Source organism: Spirillospora sp. CA-142024, assembly GCF_050942325.1.
GTDB lineage: Bacteria > Actinomycetota > Actinomycetes > Streptosporangiales > Streptosporangiaceae > Spirillospora.
Window position 1 is genome coordinate 7018707 of sequence record NZ_CP192077.1, and the last position, 20536, is coordinate 7039242.

17 protein-coding genes, 1 tRNA gene and 1 pseudogene are annotated in these 20536 nt (G+C 68.5%); 3 read left to right on the forward strand and 16 right to left on the reverse strand.

The annotated features are described in order from the left end of the window. Positions 1 to 2: 2 nt before the first annotated feature. The 4 genes from ACQPZP_RS33135 to ACQPZP_RS33150 form a co-directional block, all read right to left on the reverse strand. Entirely contained in the window at positions 3 to 638 is a 636-nt protein-coding gene (locus ACQPZP_RS33135) for a DUF1444 family protein (protein WP_433463314.1), read from the reverse strand. Between the two features lie 80 nt (positions 639 to 718). Next, positions 719 to 2230 (reverse strand): cobyric acid synthase, encoded by a 1512-nt coding sequence (locus tag ACQPZP_RS33140; protein WP_433473627.1) that lies wholly within the window; start codon positions 2228 to 2230, stop codon positions 719 to 721. After that, positions 2227 to 3132 (reverse strand): cobalamin biosynthesis protein, encoded by a 906-nt coding sequence (locus ACQPZP_RS33145; RefSeq protein ID WP_433473628.1) that lies wholly within the window; start codon positions 3130 to 3132, stop codon positions 2227 to 2229. Before ACQPZP_RS33145 ends, ACQPZP_RS33140 begins: the two co-directional genes overlap by 4 nt. Further along, complete coding sequence (locus tag ACQPZP_RS33150) at positions 3107 to 3898, reverse strand: phosphotransferase enzyme family protein (RefSeq protein ID WP_433473629.1); 792 nt, start codon at positions 3896 to 3898, stop codon at positions 3107 to 3109. The genes ACQPZP_RS33145 and ACQPZP_RS33150 overlap by 26 nt, the downstream gene beginning before the upstream one ends. Positions 3899 to 4004: 106 nt before the next feature. On the opposite strand from ACQPZP_RS33150, the gene ACQPZP_RS33155 reads away from it, so the two are divergent. Then, positions 4005 to 4081: transfer RNA gene (locus tag ACQPZP_RS33155), tRNA-Arg, on the forward strand. A gap of 295 nt (positions 4082 to 4376) precedes the next feature. Here the strand turns inward: ACQPZP_RS33155 and ACQPZP_RS33160 are convergent. Beyond that, positions 4377 to 5729, reverse strand: coding sequence for a tyrosine-type recombinase/integrase (locus tag ACQPZP_RS33160; RefSeq protein WP_433473630.1), 1353 nt, complete (start codon positions 5727 to 5729; stop codon positions 4377 to 4379). Between the two features lie 387 nt (positions 5730 to 6116). Here ACQPZP_RS33160 and zwf point away from each other — a divergent pair, with 387 nt between their 5' ends. Next, positions 6117 to 7511 (forward strand): glucose-6-phosphate dehydrogenase, encoded by a 1395-nt coding sequence (gene zwf, locus ACQPZP_RS33165; RefSeq protein WP_433473631.1) that lies wholly within the window; start codon positions 6117 to 6119, stop codon positions 7509 to 7511. A 609-nt stretch (positions 7512 to 8120) separates the two neighbouring features. Here the strand turns inward: zwf and ACQPZP_RS33170 are convergent. The 9 genes and pseudogenes from ACQPZP_RS33170 to ACQPZP_RS33210 all read right to left on the reverse strand — a co-directional run bounded on the left by ACQPZP_RS33170 (position 8121) and on the right by ACQPZP_RS33210 (position 17438). After that, positions 8121 to 8786, reverse strand: a complete 666-nt coding sequence (locus ACQPZP_RS33170; RefSeq protein WP_433473632.1) for a tyrosine-type recombinase/integrase — start codon at positions 8784 to 8786, stop codon at positions 8121 to 8123. A gap of 433 nt (positions 8787 to 9219) precedes the next feature. After that, the gene (locus tag ACQPZP_RS33175) at positions 9220 to 9621 is read right to left on the reverse strand and encodes a hypothetical protein (protein WP_433473633.1); all 402 of its coding nucleotides are present in this window, start codon (positions 9619 to 9621) and stop codon (positions 9220 to 9222) included. A gap of 1440 nt (positions 9622 to 11061) precedes the next feature. Beyond that, positions 11062 to 11319: a hypothetical protein gene (locus ACQPZP_RS33180; RefSeq protein WP_433473634.1), complete on the reverse strand. Its 258-nt coding sequence runs from the start codon at positions 11317 to 11319 to the stop codon at positions 11062 to 11064. Beyond that, positions 11316 to 11615 carry a DUF6247 family protein gene (locus tag ACQPZP_RS33185; protein ID WP_433473635.1) on the reverse strand — a complete coding sequence of 100 codons (300 nt, stop codon included), beginning with the start codon at positions 11613 to 11615 and terminating at the stop codon, positions 11316 to 11318. The genes ACQPZP_RS33180 and ACQPZP_RS33185 overlap by 4 nt, the downstream gene beginning before the upstream one ends. A gap of 454 nt (positions 11616 to 12069) precedes the next feature. Further along, positions 12070 to 13153: pseudogene (locus ACQPZP_RS33190) on the reverse strand (serine hydrolase domain-containing protein). Positions 13154 to 13203: 50 nt separating this feature from the next. Further along, a complete protein-coding gene (locus ACQPZP_RS33195) occupies positions 13204 to 13836 on the reverse strand; it encodes a hypothetical protein (protein ID WP_433473636.1) in 633 nt (210 codons plus the stop codon). 153 nt (positions 13837 to 13989) lie between these two features. Then, complete coding sequence (locus ACQPZP_RS33200; protein WP_433473637.1) at positions 13990 to 14643, reverse strand: response regulator; 654 nt, start codon at positions 14641 to 14643, stop codon at positions 13990 to 13992. Further along, entirely contained in the window at positions 14640 to 15839 is a 1200-nt protein-coding gene (locus tag ACQPZP_RS33205; protein ID WP_433473638.1) for a sensor histidine kinase, read from the reverse strand. Before ACQPZP_RS33205 ends, ACQPZP_RS33200 begins: the two co-directional genes overlap by 4 nt. Before the next feature lie 381 nt (positions 15840 to 16220). Beyond that, positions 16221 to 17438 carry a pentapeptide repeat-containing protein gene (locus tag ACQPZP_RS33210; protein ID WP_433473639.1) on the reverse strand — a complete coding sequence of 406 codons (1218 nt, stop codon included), beginning with the start codon at positions 17436 to 17438 and terminating at the stop codon, positions 16221 to 16223. Between the two features lie 574 nt (positions 17439 to 18012). Here ACQPZP_RS33210 and ACQPZP_RS33215 point away from each other — a divergent pair. Further along, a complete protein-coding gene (locus ACQPZP_RS33215; RefSeq protein ID WP_433473640.1) occupies positions 18013 to 18849 on the forward strand; it encodes an SAM-dependent methyltransferase in 837 nt (278 codons plus the stop codon). A 219-nt stretch (positions 18850 to 19068) separates the two neighbouring features. Here ACQPZP_RS33215 and ACQPZP_RS33220 read toward each other — a convergent pair whose 3' ends face one another. Then, the gene (locus tag ACQPZP_RS33220) at positions 19069 to 19947 is read right to left on the reverse strand and encodes an LLM class flavin-dependent oxidoreductase (protein ID WP_433473641.1); all 879 of its coding nucleotides are present in this window, start codon (positions 19945 to 19947) and stop codon (positions 19069 to 19071) included. After that, a complete protein-coding gene (locus ACQPZP_RS33225; protein ID WP_433473642.1) occupies positions 19932 to 20525 on the reverse strand; it encodes a YczE/YyaS/YitT family protein in 594 nt (197 codons plus the stop codon). Before ACQPZP_RS33225 ends, ACQPZP_RS33220 begins: the two co-directional genes overlap by 16 nt. Positions 20526 to 20536: the final 11 nt, after the last annotated feature.

Genomic DNA, 20536 nt, shown 5'->3' on the forward strand with positions numbered 1-20536 from the left:
TCTCACGCCGGGAGGACGTCCCAGCCGCCGGCGCGGCGCACCAGCAGGTCATGCGTGAGGAGGCTGCCGGCGGGAACGTCCCAGGCCGGGTCGGCGGCGCCGTCCTCCCCGCGGTCCTCGGCCCAGACCTGCGCGACGGCCCAGCGGAGCTTGTCGACACCGTCCGGGTGGCCGGTCCCCGAGGCGACGAAGACGTCCCGCGCGGGCACCGCCACGACGAGGTCGCCGTCCACGTCCTGGGCCAGCTTCTCCAGGAACCCCTCGTCCAGCAGCAGGCCGGACTCCAGGCTGCCGCGGCCCGCGGCGCCGCCCAGCGTCACCGTCACGGCGCGCACGTCCGGGTACCAGCTGAGGCTCAGCTCCGGGCGCAGGTCGCGCAGGTTGATCACGGCGCGGCGGCGCAGCTCGCCCGGCGCCACGCCGAACTCGGCGCAGTGCCTGCGGGCCACGTGCTCGTAGCGGCGGCCGGACGGGGCGCCCTCGTCGGCGATCTCCAGCGCGTAGGTGACGTAGAGGTCGGCGGCGAACGGGTCGCGGATCGGGTCCTCGTCCGCGGGCAGCGGGAACTCCAGCTGGACCTCGGCCGGCACCCGCGCCTTCATCAGCGGGACGATCAGACTTGACCGCGGGTCGGTCACGGGACGTTCCTCCTAGTGCCTGGTGCCGTGCTTCGCCTGGTGCGGTGCTGTGCCCGGTGCGGCCTGTGCCTTCGAGTGGATCACCCTACCGCCGCGGCGGGCGGTTCCGGGGCGCCGCCGGGCGGGACGACGGGAAGGCCGCCGGGCGCCCCGCGCTCGATGATCCGCCACACGGCGGCGGTGTCCATGTGCTCCTCGACGAGGTCGCCGAGGACGTCCAGGGTCGCCTCCCTCAGCGCCGCGAACGACACGTCCGGGGCGGGGGTGAAGTCTCGTCCCGCGTGCTGGGCGACGTCGCTGAGGAACGCCCTCCGGAACCCGTCGTTCTCCATGGCGCCGTGCCAGGTCGTCCCCCAGACGGCGCCTTTCCGGCAGCCGTCGAGAAAGGGCTCGCCCTGCGTGGCCACGATGCCGTGATGAATCTCATATGCGTGGACGTCCTCGCCGTACGCGCTCCCCACAGGCCGTCCGAGGGTCTTCTCTTTCCCGAATTCGACGTGCGCGGGGAGAAGGGCGAGGCCTTCCGTCCGCCCCTTCTTGGACTCGACGTCGTCCACGATCTCTTCGGCGAGCATCTGGTAACCGCCGCAGATGCCGAGCACGGGCCGCCCCTCCTTGGCCCTTTTCCGGATCTCCTCGGCCATTCCCCGGTCGCGAAGCCACTCCAGATCACTGACCGTGGCCCGCGTCCCCGGAAGGACGACGAGATCGGCCTCTGCCAGATCACCGGCGCTCGCCGCATACCGGACGATGACGCCGGGCTCGCAGGCCAAAGCGTCCAAGTCCGTGAAATTGGAGATGCGCGGGAACCTGACGACGGCGATGCGCAGCGTCTCCTTCCCGAACGGTCCCTTCGCGTCGGGCCTCGGCGCGTCCAGTGCCAGAGTGTCCTCGGAGTCGAGATACAGCCCGAGTCTCCAGGGCAGCACCCCGAGCGTGGGCCGCCCCGTGAGCATCTTGAGCTGCTCCAACCCGGGCGCCAGCAGTTCCGGAGCGCCCCGGAACTTGTTGATGACGAATCCCGCGACGAGAGCCTGGTCTTCCGGCTCCATCAACGCGACCGTGCCGAACAGCGACGCGAACACACCGCCCCGGTCGATGTCGCCGACCACGACGACCGGCAGATTCGCGGCCCGCGCCAGCCCCATGTTCACGATGTCGCCGGCGCGCAGGTTGATCTCGGCGGGGCTCCCGGCCCCTTCGCAGACCACGACGTCGTACTCGCCCCGCAGTTCGTCGAGGCTGTCCAGAACAACGGCCTTGAGCCATTCCTTGTGGTCCCCATATTGCAGCGCGTCGACCTCCGCCACGGGCCGTCCCAGAACGACGACCTGACTCCGGCGGTCGCTACCCGGCTTGAGCAGCACCGGATTCATGTGCGCCGTCGGCTCGACGCCCGCGGCCTGCGCCTGCATGTACTGGGCCCGCCCGATCTCCGCCCCATCGCTCGTCACCATCGAATTCAGCGACATGTTCTGGGCCTTGAACGGCGCGACCTTCACCCCCTGCCGCGCCAGCCACCGGCACAACCCCGCCGTGACGACGCTCTTTCCCGCGTCAGAGGTGGTCCCCGCCACCAGGAGCCCGCTCACCTGACACTCCAGATCACCGCTGCCGCCGCGAACGTCACCACGGCCGAAAGCTTCACCGCCCGCCTGATGTCTCTGACCTCGGGCGACCTGCCGTCCCCCATCTCGGGCCGCCGCTCGACCCGTCCGCCATAGGCGTTGACACCGCCGAGCCGCACCCCGAGCGCCCCGGCGAACGCGGCCTCGCACCGTCCGGCGTTGGGACTCGGATGATTCTTCCCGTCCCTGATCAGCACCCGCCAGGCGGCACGCCCCGAACAGAGCGCGACCAACCCTCCGGTCACCCTCGCGGGAACCCAGTTGGCGGCATCGTCAAGCCTCGCGCTCGCCCACCCGAAGCGCTCATACCTCGGATTCCGATACCCGACCATCGCATCCAGCGTGTTCACTGCCCGATACATGAGCAGCCCCGGAACTCCCGCCACGGCCCCCCACACCAGCGGAGCGATCGAGGCGTCCGACGTGTTCTCGGCCACCGACTCCACCACCGCCCGGCTCAGCGCGGAAGCGTCCAAACCCTTGGGATCCCGAGCGCACAAATGAGAAAGCCGCCCTCTCGCCGCCTCCACATCCCCGCGCTCCAGCACCCGCGCCATAAGGAGCCCCTCACGCCCCAAAGAAGTCCCCCCAAGCACAGCCCAGGTGACCCCCGCGGTAACAAGACCATGCACCACAGGCCGCCGGCTCACCCGTTCAAGCACGACACCGACCGCACCGGCTCCACCCACAAGAACCCCGGTGTAAACAACCCCACGCCACCGAGAGTCCTTGTAAAGCCGACGCTCCGCAGCCGACGCCACATTTCCGAACCCGGCCACGGGATGCCACCTCTTCGGATCCCCGAAAAGCGCGTCCAACGCCACACCGAGAACGAGTCCTTCACCAGAGACGCGAATCAAGCTCATCCCAATGCCGCTCCAACCAATCCTGTGCCCGCCGTATCCGAGGCCCGGCACCGCCCTGCCAGATGCGCGCCCATCCCCCGCCACCCGCGGCCCGATCACGCATCGCCCGATAAGACCGCTCGAACCTCACCAGAGCCGCCGGCAGCACTTCCCTCCGCTGCTCCCGGTCCAGCCCGTACGCATCACAGAAAACCCGCAGCCTCCGCCCCACGTCCGCCCCGTACAGCACTGCATCCCGATCGGCCGGATCCTCGATCGGCCCCCAATGCCGCAACGCGGTGACGACATCGAACAACCGCGTGGTGGGCCGCGCCAGATCGAAATCGATCAAAGCGACCGGTGTTCCACCCCGGAAGACGACGTTCTCCGGCGTCACATCACAATGCCCGATGACCTCCGGCTCCCCGTCCAGATTGGACGTCTCACCGTCCCAGGGCGCCCCCACCGGCGCCTCGTACGACGCCACCGCCTCGTGATACCGGCGCAGCAACCGCCCGACACCTCGAAGCGCGTCCTCCGAAACCACATGCGCCGCCAGCGGCCGATGCGGCACCTCCCCCGGCACCCAGCTGAGCACCTCCCGCCCCCGCTCATCAATGCCCAGCACCCGCGGCGCCCCGTCGAACCCCACCGCCTCCAGATGCCGCAACAGCCCATGAACCGCCGGACTGTGCGCCCGCAACGGCCGCCGCACCGTCTCCCCCACCCGCACCACACCCTCCGAAACGTCCCCGCCGGAGAGCGGCACCTCAAAGTCCACCGCCACAGCACCCAAAGATAGAACCCCCACCCCACGTGGTGACGGCGTTATAGATGTGGAGCCAGACGACGCGCAGCCTTACACTGTGTCCCGGCGTCCCGCCGGGCGCCGGGCGCCCGTAGCTCAGCTGGACAGAGCATCGGACTTCTAATCCGACGGTCGCGGGTTCGAATCCTGCCGGGCGCGCCACCCCTCACCAGCCCAAACACCATGCACCGAACGAGCCAGCCCAGACGCCTGGGGCCGAACTGAGGCCGTCCTGGGTCCCGGACACTTCCCCCACACCGGACCGCGCCCCGCCCGTTGGCACCAACAGCGGTTTTGCGCCTCGCCGGGCAGAACTCATCGCGCAGCGGCCCATCACCGTGACCGATGCGTATGGTTTCCAGTTAGCCCTTCAAATCGAAGAACAAGGACGGGGAGCCCGAGGCTCACACTCGCTGAACGATCGGCTAATCCGCCGAACCCGCTCCGGTGTCGGCGTTCAGCATTGTTGCGGCCGGCCGAGTTGACGTGCGGGATGCGCCAACGACGCCCTTGTCGGGGCCGCGCGGGCTTTGCCTCGCCGGCGTTTCCGGCGGCCGGTGTCGCGTCGGCGCACCCGGCTGGTACCGGGCACCAGCCGCCCCGCCCTCAACACGTGCTTGGCGGTCCTCTCCGCCGCACGATGAGCGACCTCGGGCAGCACCGAGGTGTAGGTGTCGGCAGTCAGCACAATGCTGGAATGACCCAGCATGTCCTGCACCACCTTCAACTCCACCCCCGCCGCCAACGCCAACGTCGCCGCACCGTGGCGAAGGTCGTGCAACCGGATCGGCGGCAACCCGTGCTCGGCGACCAACCGATGGAACAGCCGGGTCAGCCGCACCGGGGCCAGCGGGTCGCCGTTGGGTGCGGTGAACACGTAGCCGCTGTCGCGATAGTCCACTCCGGCCTGCCGCTGCTCGCCTTGTTGCTGTTCACGGTGAGCGCGTAGAGCCGCGACGGTGGTGCGGTCCAGCGCGATGACGCGGGCGCTAGTGGCGGTCTTGGGCGGGCACGCGGTCAAGTAGCCCTGGTGCTGCTGGATCTGCTGGGAGATCACCGCGACCCGCTGGTCCAGGTCCAAATCGCACCACCGCAGCCCAGCGGCCTCTCCGCGCCGCAGACCCCGCAACGCGATCAGGTGGAACGCCGCATACAACCGGTGCTCCCGGATCGCGTGCAAGAACTCGGCGGTCTGCGCCGCGGTCCACACCGCGACCGGCGGCCGCTCCCCCGTCCGCTGCCAATGCTCCACCCGCGCCGCAGTCCACACCACCGCCCGTGGACGCCGCGCCACCGGCAACTCCACCCGAGACGCCGGATTGTCGCTGATCAGCCCCTGCCGGATCGCGGCGTTCAACGCCGTGCGCAACGTCGCCCGGATCCGGTTCAACGTCGCCGCCGACAACGGCGCACCCCGCGCATCGTGCCGGCGGGCGATGCCCGCGAACATCGCCTGCAGATGGGCCACCGACAACTCGGCCAATACGATCTGCCCCAAGTACGGGACCAGGTAACGGCTGACATGGCACGAGTAGTTCTTGATCGTGGACGCAGCCCTGGCACGAGTGGCCAGCCACTGCGTCAGCCACTCCCCCACCGTGAGCAGACCGCCACCCGCCCCACGCGGGCTGCCGAGTTGTGCCAGCGCCTCCTCGGCCGCCTTCCGCGTGGCGAAGCCACCACGGCGGACCCGCCGCCGCCCATCCACACCGACCGGCAACTCCAGCCGGACATACCAGCTCCCATGCCGACCACCAGCCCGCAGCTTCGGACACCGCGCGCCCAACGCCTTCCCCGACTGCGGATCCACACAGCCACATCGTCGATACACCCGACCAGAACCCCTGGTAAAGACCATGCCCACCATCTACACAACCGACGAAGAGAGCGACCACCGAACTTAGAAGACTCAACCCAGGAGGCCACGGACACATCACGGACTTCACCGAACCCGCGGCACCTCACCCGCAGCGGATAGCGGCCTGACTGCGCATCGCCTACCCTGCCCGGCCCGAGTGGCATGTCTGCCACGAGACCATCTACCAGACCGTCCGCCTCGGTGAGCACGGTCAGGGTGAGGTCGCACGGCCGGAACGACAAGCGAACCCGGGATCGATGGAGACGAGGCGACGCGTTCTGACCGAGCGCTATGCGACCCGTGGGACGCTTGTTCTCCGGATGGCCGAGGCGCCAAGCTGTGAGCCGAGGAGAGGGGGCGGCGATGGAGCGGGCCGACGCGATGGTGCTGTTCGGGATCACCGGGAATCTGGCGTACAAGATGCTGCTGCCGGCGTTGTACCAGCTGACGGCGGACGGGGTGCTGGACCAGCCGATCGTGGGGGTCGCCAAGACCGACCTCGACCTGGCCGGCCTGCGAAGTCGGGCCCGTGAGGCCTGCGAGGCCAAGCACGACAAGGTGGACGACGCGGCGTTCGAGAAGTTCGCCGGGAACCTCCGGCTCGTCGCCGGCGACTACACCGACGGCGCCACCTTCGATGCGATCCGCAGCGAGGTCGGCGACGCGGGATTTCTCACCCACTATCTTGCGGTTCCTCCTTCGCTGTTCGCGACGGTCGCCGAGGGCCTGGCCAAGGTCGACCTGAACAGGAACGCCCGGATGGTCGTCGAAAAACCGTTCGGCAACGACCTGGAGTCGGCGCGGGCGTTGAACGCCGAGTTGCTGAAGTTCTTCGACGAGGACCATCTCAGGCGCGTCGACCACTTCCTCGGCAAGGAGCCGATCGAGGACCTGCTGATGTTCCGGTTCGAGAACATGCTCCTGGAACCGATCTGGAACCGTCACTACGTCGACAACGTGCAGATCACGATGGCCGAGGACTTCGACGTCGCCGACCGTGGCTCGTTCTACGACGCCAACGGCACGATCCGCGATGTCGTCCAGAACCACCTTCTGCAGATCCTCGCGCTCCTGGCCATGGACACGCCGCCGTCGACCGACTCACGCGCCTTCATCGACGAGAAATGGCGGGTGCTGCGCGCCGTCGAGGCCGTTGCACCCGGCGATGTCGTCCGCGGCCAGTACGACGGCTACCTCGCCACCGAAGGCGTCCGTGACGGTTCGACCACCGAGACCTACGCTGCGCTGTGCCTGCGCATCAACAACTGGCGCTGGGCCGACGTCCCGTTCTACATCCGCTCCGGTAAAGCACTGGGCACCACCGACCTGGAAGTGGTCGCCCAACTCCGCACCCCGCCCATCAGCTTCTTCGACGGCACCCCAGAGCCCAATCTGATCCGCTTCCGCATCCAGCCCGATGCGGGCGTCACATTCGACCTGCTCGCCAAGGTCCCCGGACGCGACAGCACCCGACAAGTCCCGCTCAGCGTGGACTTCACCAAGGTCCTGGGCCCGATGGAAGCGGCCTACCAGCGCATCCTTACCGACGCGATGACCGGCGACCCCCGCCGCTTCGTCCGCTTCGACCTGGCCGAAGAATCCTGGCGCATCATCCAGCCCGTCCTCGACCTCCCCACCCAGCCCCTCCCCTACGCCAAAGGAACCTGGGGGCCGGACGAAGCCACCACCTTCGTCCCCGGCGGCTGGCACGAAATCTCCACCACCTTCGACTGATGCGCACGGGCCCGGACATGGGCCCGGGGGTAGCGACAGCGACGATGCAGAAAAGCCGCAAGACCGCCTCCCTCACTCGCGCCCAGTCAAGACAAATTTTCGCAGGGACAACGTGGCCGCCGATCCCGGCGACTACCGCGACCGCCATACCGTAAAGTGCGGCATCGACCAGCTCGAACGCCAGCTGTATAAGTTGCGCGCACGGGGGCCGTGTTCGCTCGTTGTTTGCTCGTATGTCGCGGAACAGGTCGGGCCTGAGCGGCACAAGACATCACTCAACGGTGCCGCCGGGCAGACGGAACGGTGCATAGCGGCACAGCGCGGCGACGTGCGTGACGGGACGGCAGGCGATCGAGGGATCTTCTAATCCGACGGTCGCGGGTTCGAATCCTGCCGGGCGCGCCTCTACAACCAGGCCATCTAGCCTCTGACCTGCGAGAACGTCTTTCGCACCGGTTCGGCTGGATGCAGCCAGATGCCACCGAACGCAGCCGCGCGGCACTGTTCCCGGAATATACGCGGAATGACCTGGGCCGCGTTTCCGCAGGTCAGCGCAGACGCGGAGAGAGGCTCCGGAATGCTCCGGAGCCTCTCCAAGGTAGTTGCCGATCACGCCAACGCGTCCTCGATGCGCTGGTTGGCGACATCCCGTTGCCCGTCGATGCACTTAGCGTAAACACGCAGCATCACGTCAACCCCATGCCCGGCACGTTCAGCCGCTTCAGGAGCATGGACACCCGCGTTCAGCCACAGCGATACCGCTGCGTGCCGCAGGTCGTACGGCCGCGCCGCCAATGGGGACTCGACCTGATCAGGTGCCAGCGCCAGGGCGCGAGCCCGCTTCCAGACCTGCGCGTAGGCCGAGCCAGAGAACGACTGGCCACCGCTGGTGACGAACAGCCGCCCATCCTCTGCCGTCCCGAAGGCGTCGAGGTGTTCGCGGAGGATCGCCACCAGCTCAGGAGGGATCGGGACCGGCCGAACGATGTCGTCCTCCCGATGCTTGAGGCCCCGATCATCGAAGGTCTCCCCCGAGTCGATGTATCGCTTGTTGGTCTGAGGACGGGTCTTCTTGAGCGTGATCAGGCCCCAGCCAGTTGCCGGAAGTTCGCAGTCCTGCCGCCGGAGCCCCGCAGCCTCAGCCGGACGAAGACCGGCGAAGTACATCCAGGCGAACATCGCCCGCAGCCGGGGCCCACGTGACCGGCCGACATACGACACCGCCGTCAGCAGCTCCCGAGCTTGAGCCGGATTCACCACGACGCGCCGGTCCACGGCCCCGTTCTGCTTCGGCGGACGCCACTTCACACGATCGAGAGGATTCGCTGCCAGGTCGCCCAGTTCGACCGCGTAGCCGAGCGCATGCTTGAAGACCGCCCGCTTGCGCCGGAAGGTCGAGGAGGCCGCCGGCTGCCCGTCAAGGGGCGGCGGCGCTCAGGCCGCTGCGCGGCCCCGCGCCAGGCCGCCCGGAGCGTGCGGCGTGGGCGCCGGTCACCGGACGGCCGCGCCGGACCGCGCGCCGCGCCACGCCCGCCGGCCCCGCCCCAACCGCCCACCGCAGGGGCGCGCCGCCGCCCTGACGAGCCACCGCCGGAGCCCCTGAGCCCATTCGGCGACGAGCACTAGTCGACGCAAAGAGACAGGGACCCGGCACTGCACCGGGTCCCCGCAAATGGACCCGGCACAGAGCCAGGTCCCCACAAATGCGTCACTTGCTCCTGGAGACGAGGACGCCGCCAAGGGCGATGCAGAAACCGGCGGTGGTCCCCATCAGTCCGCCGAAGAAGGCGTCGCTGTCATGAGCGGAGCCGATGAGCGCACCGATGACAACGCCGGCCACGATGTTGCCACCCGCGACCAGGAAGTCGAGGAAGGGAAAGGGGTAGCCGAGGACGGCGCGAACGATGACGCCGCGTACGGCAGAGGTGACAGCGCCGATGACGGCGCAGATGGCGAAGACGACGAGGAGCTTGAGGACGTTGCCGCTGTCGTCGCCCACGATGACGGAGCAGGCCTTCGCGGTAACGCCTCCGGCAAGGGCGATGCTCGCAACGCCCAAGGCCCAGATGACGGGCCCGGAGATGTCGATCGGCCTGCGAACGAAGTTCATCATTGGAAATCTCCCGGTTTTGGCGCAGTACGGATCCGCGCTTCTCAGGGGTCTACCGTGCAAAGCAGGTCCAGCCGCGCAACATGGCGCCCACCTCATCCAGCCCTTAAGCGTCGCGGCTCCTTGCTCACCGAGTCCGCGGTTCTCAGCATCAATCGGCCTGGGCTGATCAACAGACCGCACTTCGAGACAGAACCTCGGGCGTGAGCTGGTGGAACCCGTTTGGCGACGAGCACCAGGGCGTGACTGTGGTCGAGTGCTGTTGGAGCCCTCGGGGGAGATTGCCGGAAGTTCGGTTGAGCGTGCGCGACTGGGGAACCCCGTGGTTCCCCAGACCCCTCCTGGAGCCGGGGCACTCGTTCGCGCGAAACGGACTGTCACGGGGTTGCTCGCCGTTCGCGCGAACGAGCACCCCGGAGCGTCGTGCGTCCGTGCAGCAGGTTCTGGGCCAGGGGTGGCGAGACATGCCCGGCCCCGCGTGAGCCTCAAGTTGGCGAGCTTGCGGAGGATCACATGAAGAAACGTCCCGGCGTCAGAGGCTCGAAGCCACCTGTCCGCCGGGACGTCCTATATGTATCAGCCCACAGAGCCGCAGCTCAGTAGGCCCTATTGAACCCTGGCTAAGCCGCTAAAGAACGCGGCCCAACCGACTCGGGCTACTTGTTGACGTTGCAGCCCTGCTTGGGGCACTGCCCGTCGGTAACAGGCCCGCCGCATCCGCCGCAGGCCACACCTTCATCTGCCATGAGTACCCTCCTCGGTTTTCTGTGCATGTGTATGCACACTGGTCGGCGTTTATTGGCGATCGATGATCTTTGATCGCGCAATCGGCCAGCACTCGGGATTGTAGTCGCTTGGCTGCCGTCGGTAACTGCAAGGGATCGGGAGGCGTGGGTGATGGTTGTCACGGCAGCGGTCCTGGATGGTGGGCTGCCTCGACTCGGACAAGACGGGGGAGGATGCATCGAGTTTCAAGATCCGGAAAATACGCGGAATCACGCACGCCACCAAGAGGGCAGGTTGCTGATTCTTCGCAGGTCAGAGGGTGCGCACCTCGCGAATCCGTGACGCACTGTAAATCCGCCAGCGTGCCCGTTGCGTGCCCGATGGGGCGGTGATCAAGGGGGACTCACGGTCACTTGCGGGGAGATCGCCGAGGAGGCCCAGGTCAGTGGTTCGCCAGGTCGGACGGAGGTTCGTGATCGGCTTTGCAAGCCGGTAGCTGTGACGAGAGCAATGCAGTACAGCACGTAGTACCGCAACAGAGGCTTACAACTGCTGGCACTCACGACCAGGCGCACACAGGTTGACCTGCGGTGATGGCAGTAATCGAACGGTTGCCGGTTTCTTGGACGGCGGCGGCCGAAACCTGTCAGCCGTTAGGTACAGGTCTCGACGGGTCGGGGGAAGGAAGGTGGGGGAAGAACAGCGGCTACGCCGCTACCCCATCCACAGGATGTCGATGATGCGCAGCGTCTCGGCCTTGTCGTCGACCAGTAGCGTGAGCATGCCCTCGCTGTTGGCGCCGAAGAAGGCGTGTCGGATGGCTGTCTGGCCTGGCCGCTCAGGCACCGCGTCCCACGGCGTTTCCAGGAGGTCGAGGGGGCGCTCAAGTAGTGGGCCGTCGCGGACTTCGTTAGGGAGCCCGTTCAGCTCGTACAGCGCGCGTCCGTGGAAGCCGTCCCAGCGGTACGTCACACCTGGCCTTCCCAGCCCGGCGGCGTGTAGCGAACGAAGCTCTCTTCCCTGCCATGCAGGGCGTCTTGTACCGCCGCGTCGTATCCGGGACGGTCATAGGCGATGGCCCGAAGGCGCCACTGACGTAGCAGGGTTTGGACCTGCTTGAAGCGCGCCAGGTCGTGAGCGGCGTCGAGCGCCTCGTCATACTCGGCCCGGAACTGGTCACGATGCGCCGGCGGGAGCGCATTGAAGATCGCAGCCGGATCCTCGCCCGGATCACGCGGCGCAGTCGGTTCCTCGGGCTGAGCGGTCATGTTGCTCAATCTACCTGTGCGCACAGCTGGGCGTGGAGACTCCCCGCAGGGGCAGGAAGTGGCCTCACGAGCAAGATCCGGTGTATGCGCGGAATGATCTTGCCCACATCGTCGTGCCGCTGGAGAGTACGCGCAGGTGAACCAGGGCAGGGAGCCGCCGTTGAGCTCCGGACTTCCAATCCGACGGTCGCGGGTTCGAATCCTGCCGGGCGCGCCCAGCCTGACCTGTCTTACCACTGCCAAGGGACGGCTATGAAACCCTCATGCAGATCCGCGACACCTACGCCATCGGCATCCACATCCGCAACGCCCCCGGCGACCCCTTCTCCCGCCGCGAACTCACCCACCGCCTGACGTCCCTCCGGCAAGGCAACACCCGCACACGTTTGGCACATGCGAGACGATCAGTCTTCTGTGACTCCAGAGTTCCGGGCCGGAGACTCGCGAGAGTGGCCTATGTGGTGCGGCTGTCCAGTCGGCGAGGACGGTTTGGGGGACGCCACCGAAAGGTGGCGGACCGGTCCTGGCAGAGCGCCGTCTGGACCGCGGTCTTCATGTCGTCGCTCTGCGCGTCCGTACCACTCGGGTCGAGGTTCACCATGACCGTTGCCTGGCTGCCATTGACCGTGGCGCCGCCCACGGTCTCGTATCCGAAGATGTCGCCGCTGTGCCCCCAGTACAGGCCGCCGCAGGGCAGTGGCCTGCTCTCCAGGCCGAAGCCGCACGTCAGGCCGTCGGGGTCGCTGGTGGGCCGGGTTCGCATCATCTCCCGCAGCTGGGCCGGGCGCAGCAGCCGGCCGTCGACGAGAGCGCCCAGGAACCGGTCGACATCGGCACCGCTGGAGATCATCGCGCCGGCCGAGTCTGCGGCCGAGGGGTTGAACGCGGTGAGGTGCATGAGCGGTGCGTCCTGGCCCGGCCGCACATATCCGCGCGGGTGCGGTCGCGAAGGCCCAGCGGGGCGATGATGCGCCTGCGGATCTCCTCGGCCCAGGTGTTGCCGGTCACCTTCTCGATGAGCATGCCTGCCGACAGGTAGTTGGTGTTGGAGTAGCGCCAGCCGGTGCCGGGCGCGAACGTCGGTGGGTGGGCGAGCGCGAGGTTCACCAGGTCGCCCGCCGGTCGTTGCCTTCGCCGCGGACGACGCCGGGTAGATCGCGTTCCACCGGCGCATCGAGCGAGACGCGATGCTCTCCCACGAGCTGGAGTACGACCGTAGCCACGAACGGCTTGGTCATGCTGCCGATCCGGAACCTGCTGTCGCGGGCTACCGGCGCCTGGCTGTTCACGTCCGCGACGCCGCTGGTCAGCACAATGTTGCCGCGCCGATCCCGCAGGTGGAGGAGTGCTCCGGGGCCGCCGTCGACCGTGGTCAGCCGGTGCAGGAGTTGATACGGCTGAGCCCGGTCGGTACGGCCGGCTCCGGACGCAGCACCGCGGGCCTGTGCCATTCCGGTGCCGGTCAGTGCGCTCGCCGCGACACCGGCCGCCACGGCCGAGGGGAGTGCGCCGCGCAGTGCACGCCTTTGCTCGATCATGTGTGTCCCCTGTGTGTTCAGTAGTGCTCGGTCATGCGGCCTCCGTCGGGTTAGGCCGCGACGCGGGCCCTGGCACCGGCGTGCGGGGAAGAGGACGGGCCCTGCTTGCGGGTGACCAGGACGAGAGCGAGCCAGATCACCGCCGCACCCGCCGGGAGCAGGTCCAGATTCGCCGTGATGGCGACGAAGCCGAGGGCGACCAGGACGGGACTCAGGACGGCCACCACCTTGCGTCCCGGGGTGACGACCGCGAGCTGGATGAGGAGCGCGAGCAGCCCGATCATGAACAACACCGGGCCGATCTCGTAGACCGCTTGGGGGAGTACGGCGGGGACGTCGGCGTACCGGTCGGCGAGCATGCTCTTCTCGGCGGGGTCCGCGGCCCGGAGGCCGACGACGATGTCGACGATCGCGACGCGGACGAACGTCACCAGTCCCAAGGCGGCGACCGCGGTCGCGGCGCCTGCCGTGACCCGGCGCGCGGTGCCGCCGGCGGTGGCCCGGATGCGGCCGTACAGGCCCGCGATCACCCCGCCGTACAGCAGGAGGGAACCGAGGAAGATCAGGTGGCCCGCCGTCCAGGCGGGTCCTGGGCCGTGTTGCCCGTCGCGGCCGTCGATGAGCCGGACGACACCGTAGGCGAGCATGAGGGCGGGGGCGAGATGAAAGGCGATCCTTGTCATGAGCGGTTCTCCCGGAGTTCGAGGCCTGCGTTCCTACGTTCTCGATCTTCGGGAAACCGGCGGCCGGACGGATCGCCGCCGCGAGCGGTCTTCGGGCATCGGTCGCGTGGGGGAGAACCGAGGTGCGTCTCCCCCGCGCGACGGATCCGTCCCTCAGGAGGGCTCGATCAGCCGGGTCTCGTACGCGGCGATCACGGCTTGGACGCGGTCGCGGATGCCGAGCTTGGCCAGGACGTTGCTCACGTGGGTCTTCACGGTGTGCTCGCTGACCACCATGGCCGTGGCGATCTCCGCGTTCGACAGGCCGCGGCCGAGGAGACGCAGTGTCTCGCGTTCGCGTTCGGTCAGGACCGACAGGCGCTCGGAGGTGGTCGTGCCGGCGCGCGGGCGGTTGCGCGTGATGTCGGAGATGAGGCGGCGGGTGACGGCGGGCGCGAGCAGCGACTCTCCCGCCGCCACCACCCGGACCGCGTGCACCAGGTCGTCGCGGCGCACGTCCTTGAGAAGGAACCCGCTGGCACCGGCGTAGAGAGCGTCGTAGACGTAGTCGTCCTGGTCGAACGTGGTGAGCATGATCGTGCGGGTCCGGGTCTCGGCGCACACGACCTTCGCCGCTTCGATGCCGTCCAGGCCCGGCATGCGGATGTCGAGCAGCGCGACGTCGGGGTCGTGTTCGCTCACCGCGGCGATCGCGGCGGCGCCGTCGCCCGCCTCGCCCACCACCGTGATGTCGGGCTGCGCGTCCAGAATCATCGCGAAGCCGCTGCGGACGAGTTCCTGGTCGTCGGCGAGCACCACCCGGATCATGCGGCCACCGTCGCGGCGTAGGGGAGACGTGCGAAGACCCGGAACCCGCCGCCCGGCAGGGAACCGGCCTCGGCCATGCCGCCGCAGGCGTGGACGCGTTCGCGGATGCCGATGAGCCCGTCGCCGCCGCGCCGCCAGCCCGGTTCCGTTTCGTCGCGGCCCTGCCCGTCGTCGGTCACCGTGATCTCCAGTTCGTGGTCGGTCCAGCGGAGCCGGACCTCGGCCGTCCGCGCGTCGGCGTGCTTCACCGTGTTGGTGAGCGCCTCCTGCACGATGCGGTACGCCGCCAGGTCGGCGTCGGGCGGCAGGTCACGGCTCTCGCCCTCGACCGCGAGCCGCACGTTCACCTGGGTGCGGTTGACGTGTTCGACAAGGCCGGGCAGCGCGCCGATGGTCGGTTGAGGCGTGCGCACGCCGTGGTCCTGCTCCTCCTTGAGGACGCCCAGCATGCGGCGCAGCTGGGCCATCGCGTCCCGGCCCGCGTCGGCGATCGCGTCGAAGACCCGTTCGGCCTGGTCCGGATCGGTGCGGACCACCACCGGACCGGCCTCGGCCTGCACGACCATGATGCTGACGGCGTGCGCGAGCACGTCGTGCATGTCGCGGGCGATGCGGGCCCTTTCCTCCGCCGCCGCCCGCGCCGCCTCGGCCTCGCGCTCGCGTTCGAGCGCCTCGCGTTCGCGTTCGAGCTGCGCGGAGCGTTCCACCAACGCGTCCGACCGCTCCCGCGCGGTCCGCGTCAGCGTGCCGAGCAGGAACGCCGTCATGGGCAGGAGCAGCGTGAACATGAACTCGCCCGCGTCGTTGTCCTTGACGAGTAGCGCACCGGGCGGGATCGTCGCCACTAGCGCGCTGATGAACCCCCAGCGCTGCCAGCGATGCCGCCCCAGGTCAGCGAGCGTGTAGATGGCCACCAGTCCGCCGTACTGCAACATCTGGCCCGGCCGGTGATGCAGGCTCACCCCCATCGCGAAGGCCGTCACGACCAGCGCGATCGCGAACGGCGCCCGCCGCCGCCACACAAGCGGCACGACCGTGCCGAGGTTGAACACCACGCCGAGCGGCGTCACCTCCGGCGCCGTGGCGAACGGCACGAACACCGGGACGGCGACCGCCGCGGCGACCAACACGTCCACGAGACGGCCGACGCCCGCACGCGACCGCAGACGACCGAGATCGCGGAACTGATTCGACATCCACCCAGTATCGGATCAGTGCGGGCGTGATCACCTCCGTCATGCGAGGGATCTCGCAGCCTCTGATGTCCCGAAGTAGCCACGGCCACGCAGAACTGCTTCTCGCTCGGTGGCACGAAGCCCGGTGGAGGCCGCAGTACCGCGCGACACGGCGCTGCCGCGGCCGCAGAAGCGAACAGGTCTCTGCTCGACCATCCAGCACAAGAGGTCAATACAAGTTCGGTCCGCGAATCCACGAGCCGAGCCAGCATGCGCCCGACCGTCGGCTTGTCCTCATCCGATGGACATCGCCGTCACCTCGATCCCCTCGGCCACACCAGAGTGACCCTCGCTGACCGAGCGGCCGCTGGACCGCAGGCCTGCCATACGTTTAGTGGACAGCTAGAAACGGCTGTACTCGTCCACTGACACCACCGCCCGGATCTCCTGCTCGGACGGGCCGGTCACCTCGCGTAGATCTGCTCCCCTGAGGTCTGCGGCCCTAAGGTCAGCGTGCGTCAGGTCAGCACCCCGCAGGTCAGCCTCCTTCAGGATCGCGTCCCTCAGGTCCGCGTGCGCCAGGTCCGCGTGCGCCAGGTCCGCGCCCCACAGATATGCCTCCATCAGGTCCGCGCCTTGGAGGTTCGCGCCCTTCAGGTTCGCGCTTGACAAGTCCGCATTCCATAGTCGTGCGCCCCGCAGGTCTGCTTCCTTCAAGTTCGCTCTCACCAGGGTCGCGAACGACAGATGCACGCCCCCCAGGCCCGCACCCCTCAGGTCCGCGCCTCTAAGGTTCGCGCCCCCCAAGGTCCCGTCCACGCCTGTGCCCCTCAGGTCCGCGCCCTCCAGGTTTGCGCTTGTCAGGTCCACGCTCATCAGGAACGCATTTACCAGAGTCGCGCCCTCCAGCTTTGCGCCCGACAAGTTCGCCGCCACCAAGTTCGCGCGCTTTAGGTTCGCGCCCGCCAGATTCGCGCCCGCCAGATTCGTGAGCCTCAGTTCCACCGCGCTCAGGTCCATGCCTGCAAGGCGGGCTCCGGCCAGGTGGAGGACACTGAGGTCCAGGGTGCGGCGTTCTGGCCGTTGGGGCCGCCGGCCGAGCGCGGTCAACGCGGCCTGGACGTCGGAGTCGGGCCACTCGGGCAGGCGAGGACGCGGGGCCAGGGTCGGCCCATCGTCGCGGTGGGCTCTGGGGGCGCGGCGGCGGACGAACGCTTCCAGGACCTCCACGACGTCGTCGTGGTGCGGGCGGGAGTCGGCGGCGACGTGGGCCAGGGCGTGGATGCCGCCGAGTCGGGCGTCGATGTCGGTGGAGCTGAGGCGTTCCAGGGCCTTGGTGAACCGGTCGGTGACCTGCCCGCGGTGGCTGAGTCGATAGGAACGGGCGGTGTACAGCAGCGACACCGCCACCACGATCGCGCCGCCGGCCGACACCACCAACAGCCGCGCGTTGTGCCGGTCTTTGGGATCGTGCTGGTGCATCCAGTCCGGCATCCGCCACAACGCGATCGCGTACACCACCGCCAGGACGGCCAGCCCTAACCCGGCCAGCGCCGCCCCCATGCCGCGCACGACCGGCCGCGCGAGTTCGTACTGTCCCCGGCGGCGAAGCCGCGTCATCCGATCCACAGCAGATCAGTCAACGAGCCCGTCCCCCATCTCCGCCATCAGATGGCCACAACGGGCAACCGCCATCGTTCTACGACAGGTGACCGGCCGCGCCATGCGGGAGCCCTAATGGCCGCTGCCCCGTTGCTCCGTCGAAGCCGACCGCGCCGCCTTCGAACCGGGCGTAGCCGAAGCTGGACCCGGCGGCGCCCCAGCAAAGCGGAACGCTGCCTTGAGATCCTGCACGGAACCCAGTGCGGCTCACCGCCCGCCGTGCCATCGACGGCAAAATGCCCAAAACGTCACGTTCTCATCGACGGATCCTCGCAAGGGGATGGAACCCACCGAAAAGCGGGAACCAGGCACGATATCGGCTTTGGCGCAGCGTGGATTCACTGACTGGAAGCCGCTCACCTCGCTTGACCCGCTCAACGGCCAGAAGGAGCGATCGCGATTCGGGGTACAGATGATGAAGGATGTTCCCACCTCCCCCGTTTCCGCGTCATCTCTGTTGCCGGATGCGTCGCTGCGGCCGGTGGCAATGCCTCATAATTCGTGCATCACACGGTGCGGCGACGGAGGCGCAATGAGCGATAGCGGTATTGAGCAGGCTCCACCGGGAGTGGACCCCACCGTCCCCAGCCCTGCCCGAATCTACGACTACATCCTGGGCGGCACGGCGAACTACGCGGCCGACCGCGCGGTCGCCGAGGGCCTCCGCCAGGCGATGCCCGACATGGTGGACACCGCGTGGGCCAACCGGGGCTTCCTGCAGCGCTCGGTGAAGTGGCTGGCCGAGCACGGCATCCGGCAGTTCGTCGACATCGGCGCCGGCCTGCCGACCGGCAACAACACCCACGACGCCGCCCACGCGGTCGCTCCCGACGCGCGGATCCTGTATGCCGACAACGACCCGCTGGTCGAGATCCACGCGACGGCGCTGCTGGAGGGCGTGCCCGGCACCGCGGTCCTCACGGCGGACTTCCGCGACCCGGAGACACTGCTCGAGCACGCCAAGACCCGCACCATGATCGATTTCGCTCAGCCGGTGGCGCTCCTGCTGGTGACGGTGCCGCACTTCGTGCCGGACGAGGACGACCCTTGGGGTCTCGTCCAGCAGTACATGAGCCGGCTGGTGCCCGGCAGTTACCTCGTGCTGTCGTCGGTGACCACCGACCGGCGGGTGGACGACACGATCAACGACATCAAGGGGCTGTTCACCAGCTCGTCGGCCGGCGGTGTCCACCCGCGGTCACGCGCCGAGATCGAGCGCTTCTTCATCGGTCTGGAGATCGTCCCGCCGTATCAGGGGGCGCCGTCCGAACTGTGCTACTTCGGGGAATGGGGTGCTGAAGACCCCGAGGCCGCCGACAGTGAGGGCTCGCGGTGGGGGTATTGCGCTGTGGCCCGGAAACCGGGATGAGACTTCAGGAATCCTGAAGGCGGATCGGATTACACACCTGGTACGGAACGGCGAAGAAGCCCAGGCCCAGGGACTACAGCGGCAGAAGGGCTCTCAGGGAACTCTGGGGTCATTCGTTGGACCTGCTCCCAGCGATCGCGCTGCCGGCCGTCGTCGCCGTCGCGGCGACTCCCCCGCTTCTCCGCTCCCTCGCCGCGGCGAGCACACCGGGGCCGGGGGTCACACCGTCAGGCCGGTCGTCTCCTTGCGTAGTTCGGGGAGGACCTCATGGGCGAGCCGCTCGGCCTGCTCGTCGGTGCCGGGGCCGGCGAGCATGAAGTTGAACGAGGTGAAGCCCATGCTGGTGAAGCTGAGGAGTTTCTCGACGACGGCGTCGGCGGGGCCGCTCACGGTGCCCGGGTCGGCTTGGGTGTGCTCGCCGATCCGGATGCCGAGGTTGTAGGCGCAGGTGATGTCCGCCGGATTCCGTCCGGCGGCTTCGGCGGCGGTCAGGACGCGCTCTCGCATCTCTCTGGCCTTCTCGGGCGGGGCGAAGCCGAGCGACGGGATCCACCCGTCGGCCAGCCGTCCGGTGAGGTCGAGCGCCCTCGGCCCGAAGGTGCCGAGCCAGATCGGGATCCGGTGCCCGGGTTTGGGCTCCAGGCGGGCCGCGTCGGTGTGGTGCAGCCGGCCCCGGAAGGTGAAGGCCGGTTCGGACCACAGGCCGCGGGTGATGCGGACGGCCTCCTCAAGACCGTCGATCTTGTCCCAGGGGGTGAGGACACGCATGCCGAAGGCCCGGAACTCGTCATCGGAGTACCCGCCGCCGAGCCCGAGCACGAGCCGCCCGCCGGACAACCGGTCGAAGGTCTCGGCCATCTTCGCGACCATGGCGGGATTGCGGTAGGGCACGCCCAGGACGCGGGTGGCGATGCCGATCCTGGACGTCGCCGCGGCGATCCACGAGAGCATCGTCCAGGTCTCCATGCTCGGGTGTGCGGTGCAGGGGTGATCCGAGGCGGACACGAAGTCGAAGCCGAGTTCCTCGGCCTTGCGGGCATCGCCGACCGGATCGGCGCCGGGGGCGGCCGAGGTGGAGATGTTCAGGCCGTAGCGCATGGTCGTACCTCCAGTTTGGATATGAAGAACTGGGCGAGGGGGCCGATGCTCAGCGCGTACAAGAGGGTCCCGATCCCGACGGTCCCGCCGAGCAGCCAGCCGAGTGCCAGCACGGTGACCTCGATCGCGGTGCGCATGACCCGGGTCGAGTGGCCGCGTGCGGCGAGGCCGGTCATGAGCCCGTCCCGCGGCCCGGGACCGAGGCCTGCGCCGATGTACAGACCCGTCGCCGCGCCGTTGCCGACGATGCCGGCCACGAGGAACGCGACCCGCCAGCCGAGTTGATGCGGTTCTGCGACGACCGTCAGCGTCGCGTCGGCGGCAAGACCCACGACGATCACGTTGCTGACCGTCCCGAGCCCGGGCCGCTGACGCAGCGGGAACCAGAGCAGCAGCACCAGCGCGGCCGTGAGGTTGACGATCCAGCCGAGCGGAAGGCCGGTCCGTCCGGCCAGGCCCTGGTGGAGGACGTCCCATGGGTCGAGCCCCAGTCCGGCGCGGACCATCAGCCCGATACTGACGCCGAAGAACACAAGGCCGGCGTACAGGCCGCCGAGTCGACGCCATCTGTTTGACATGTCAAGAAAAT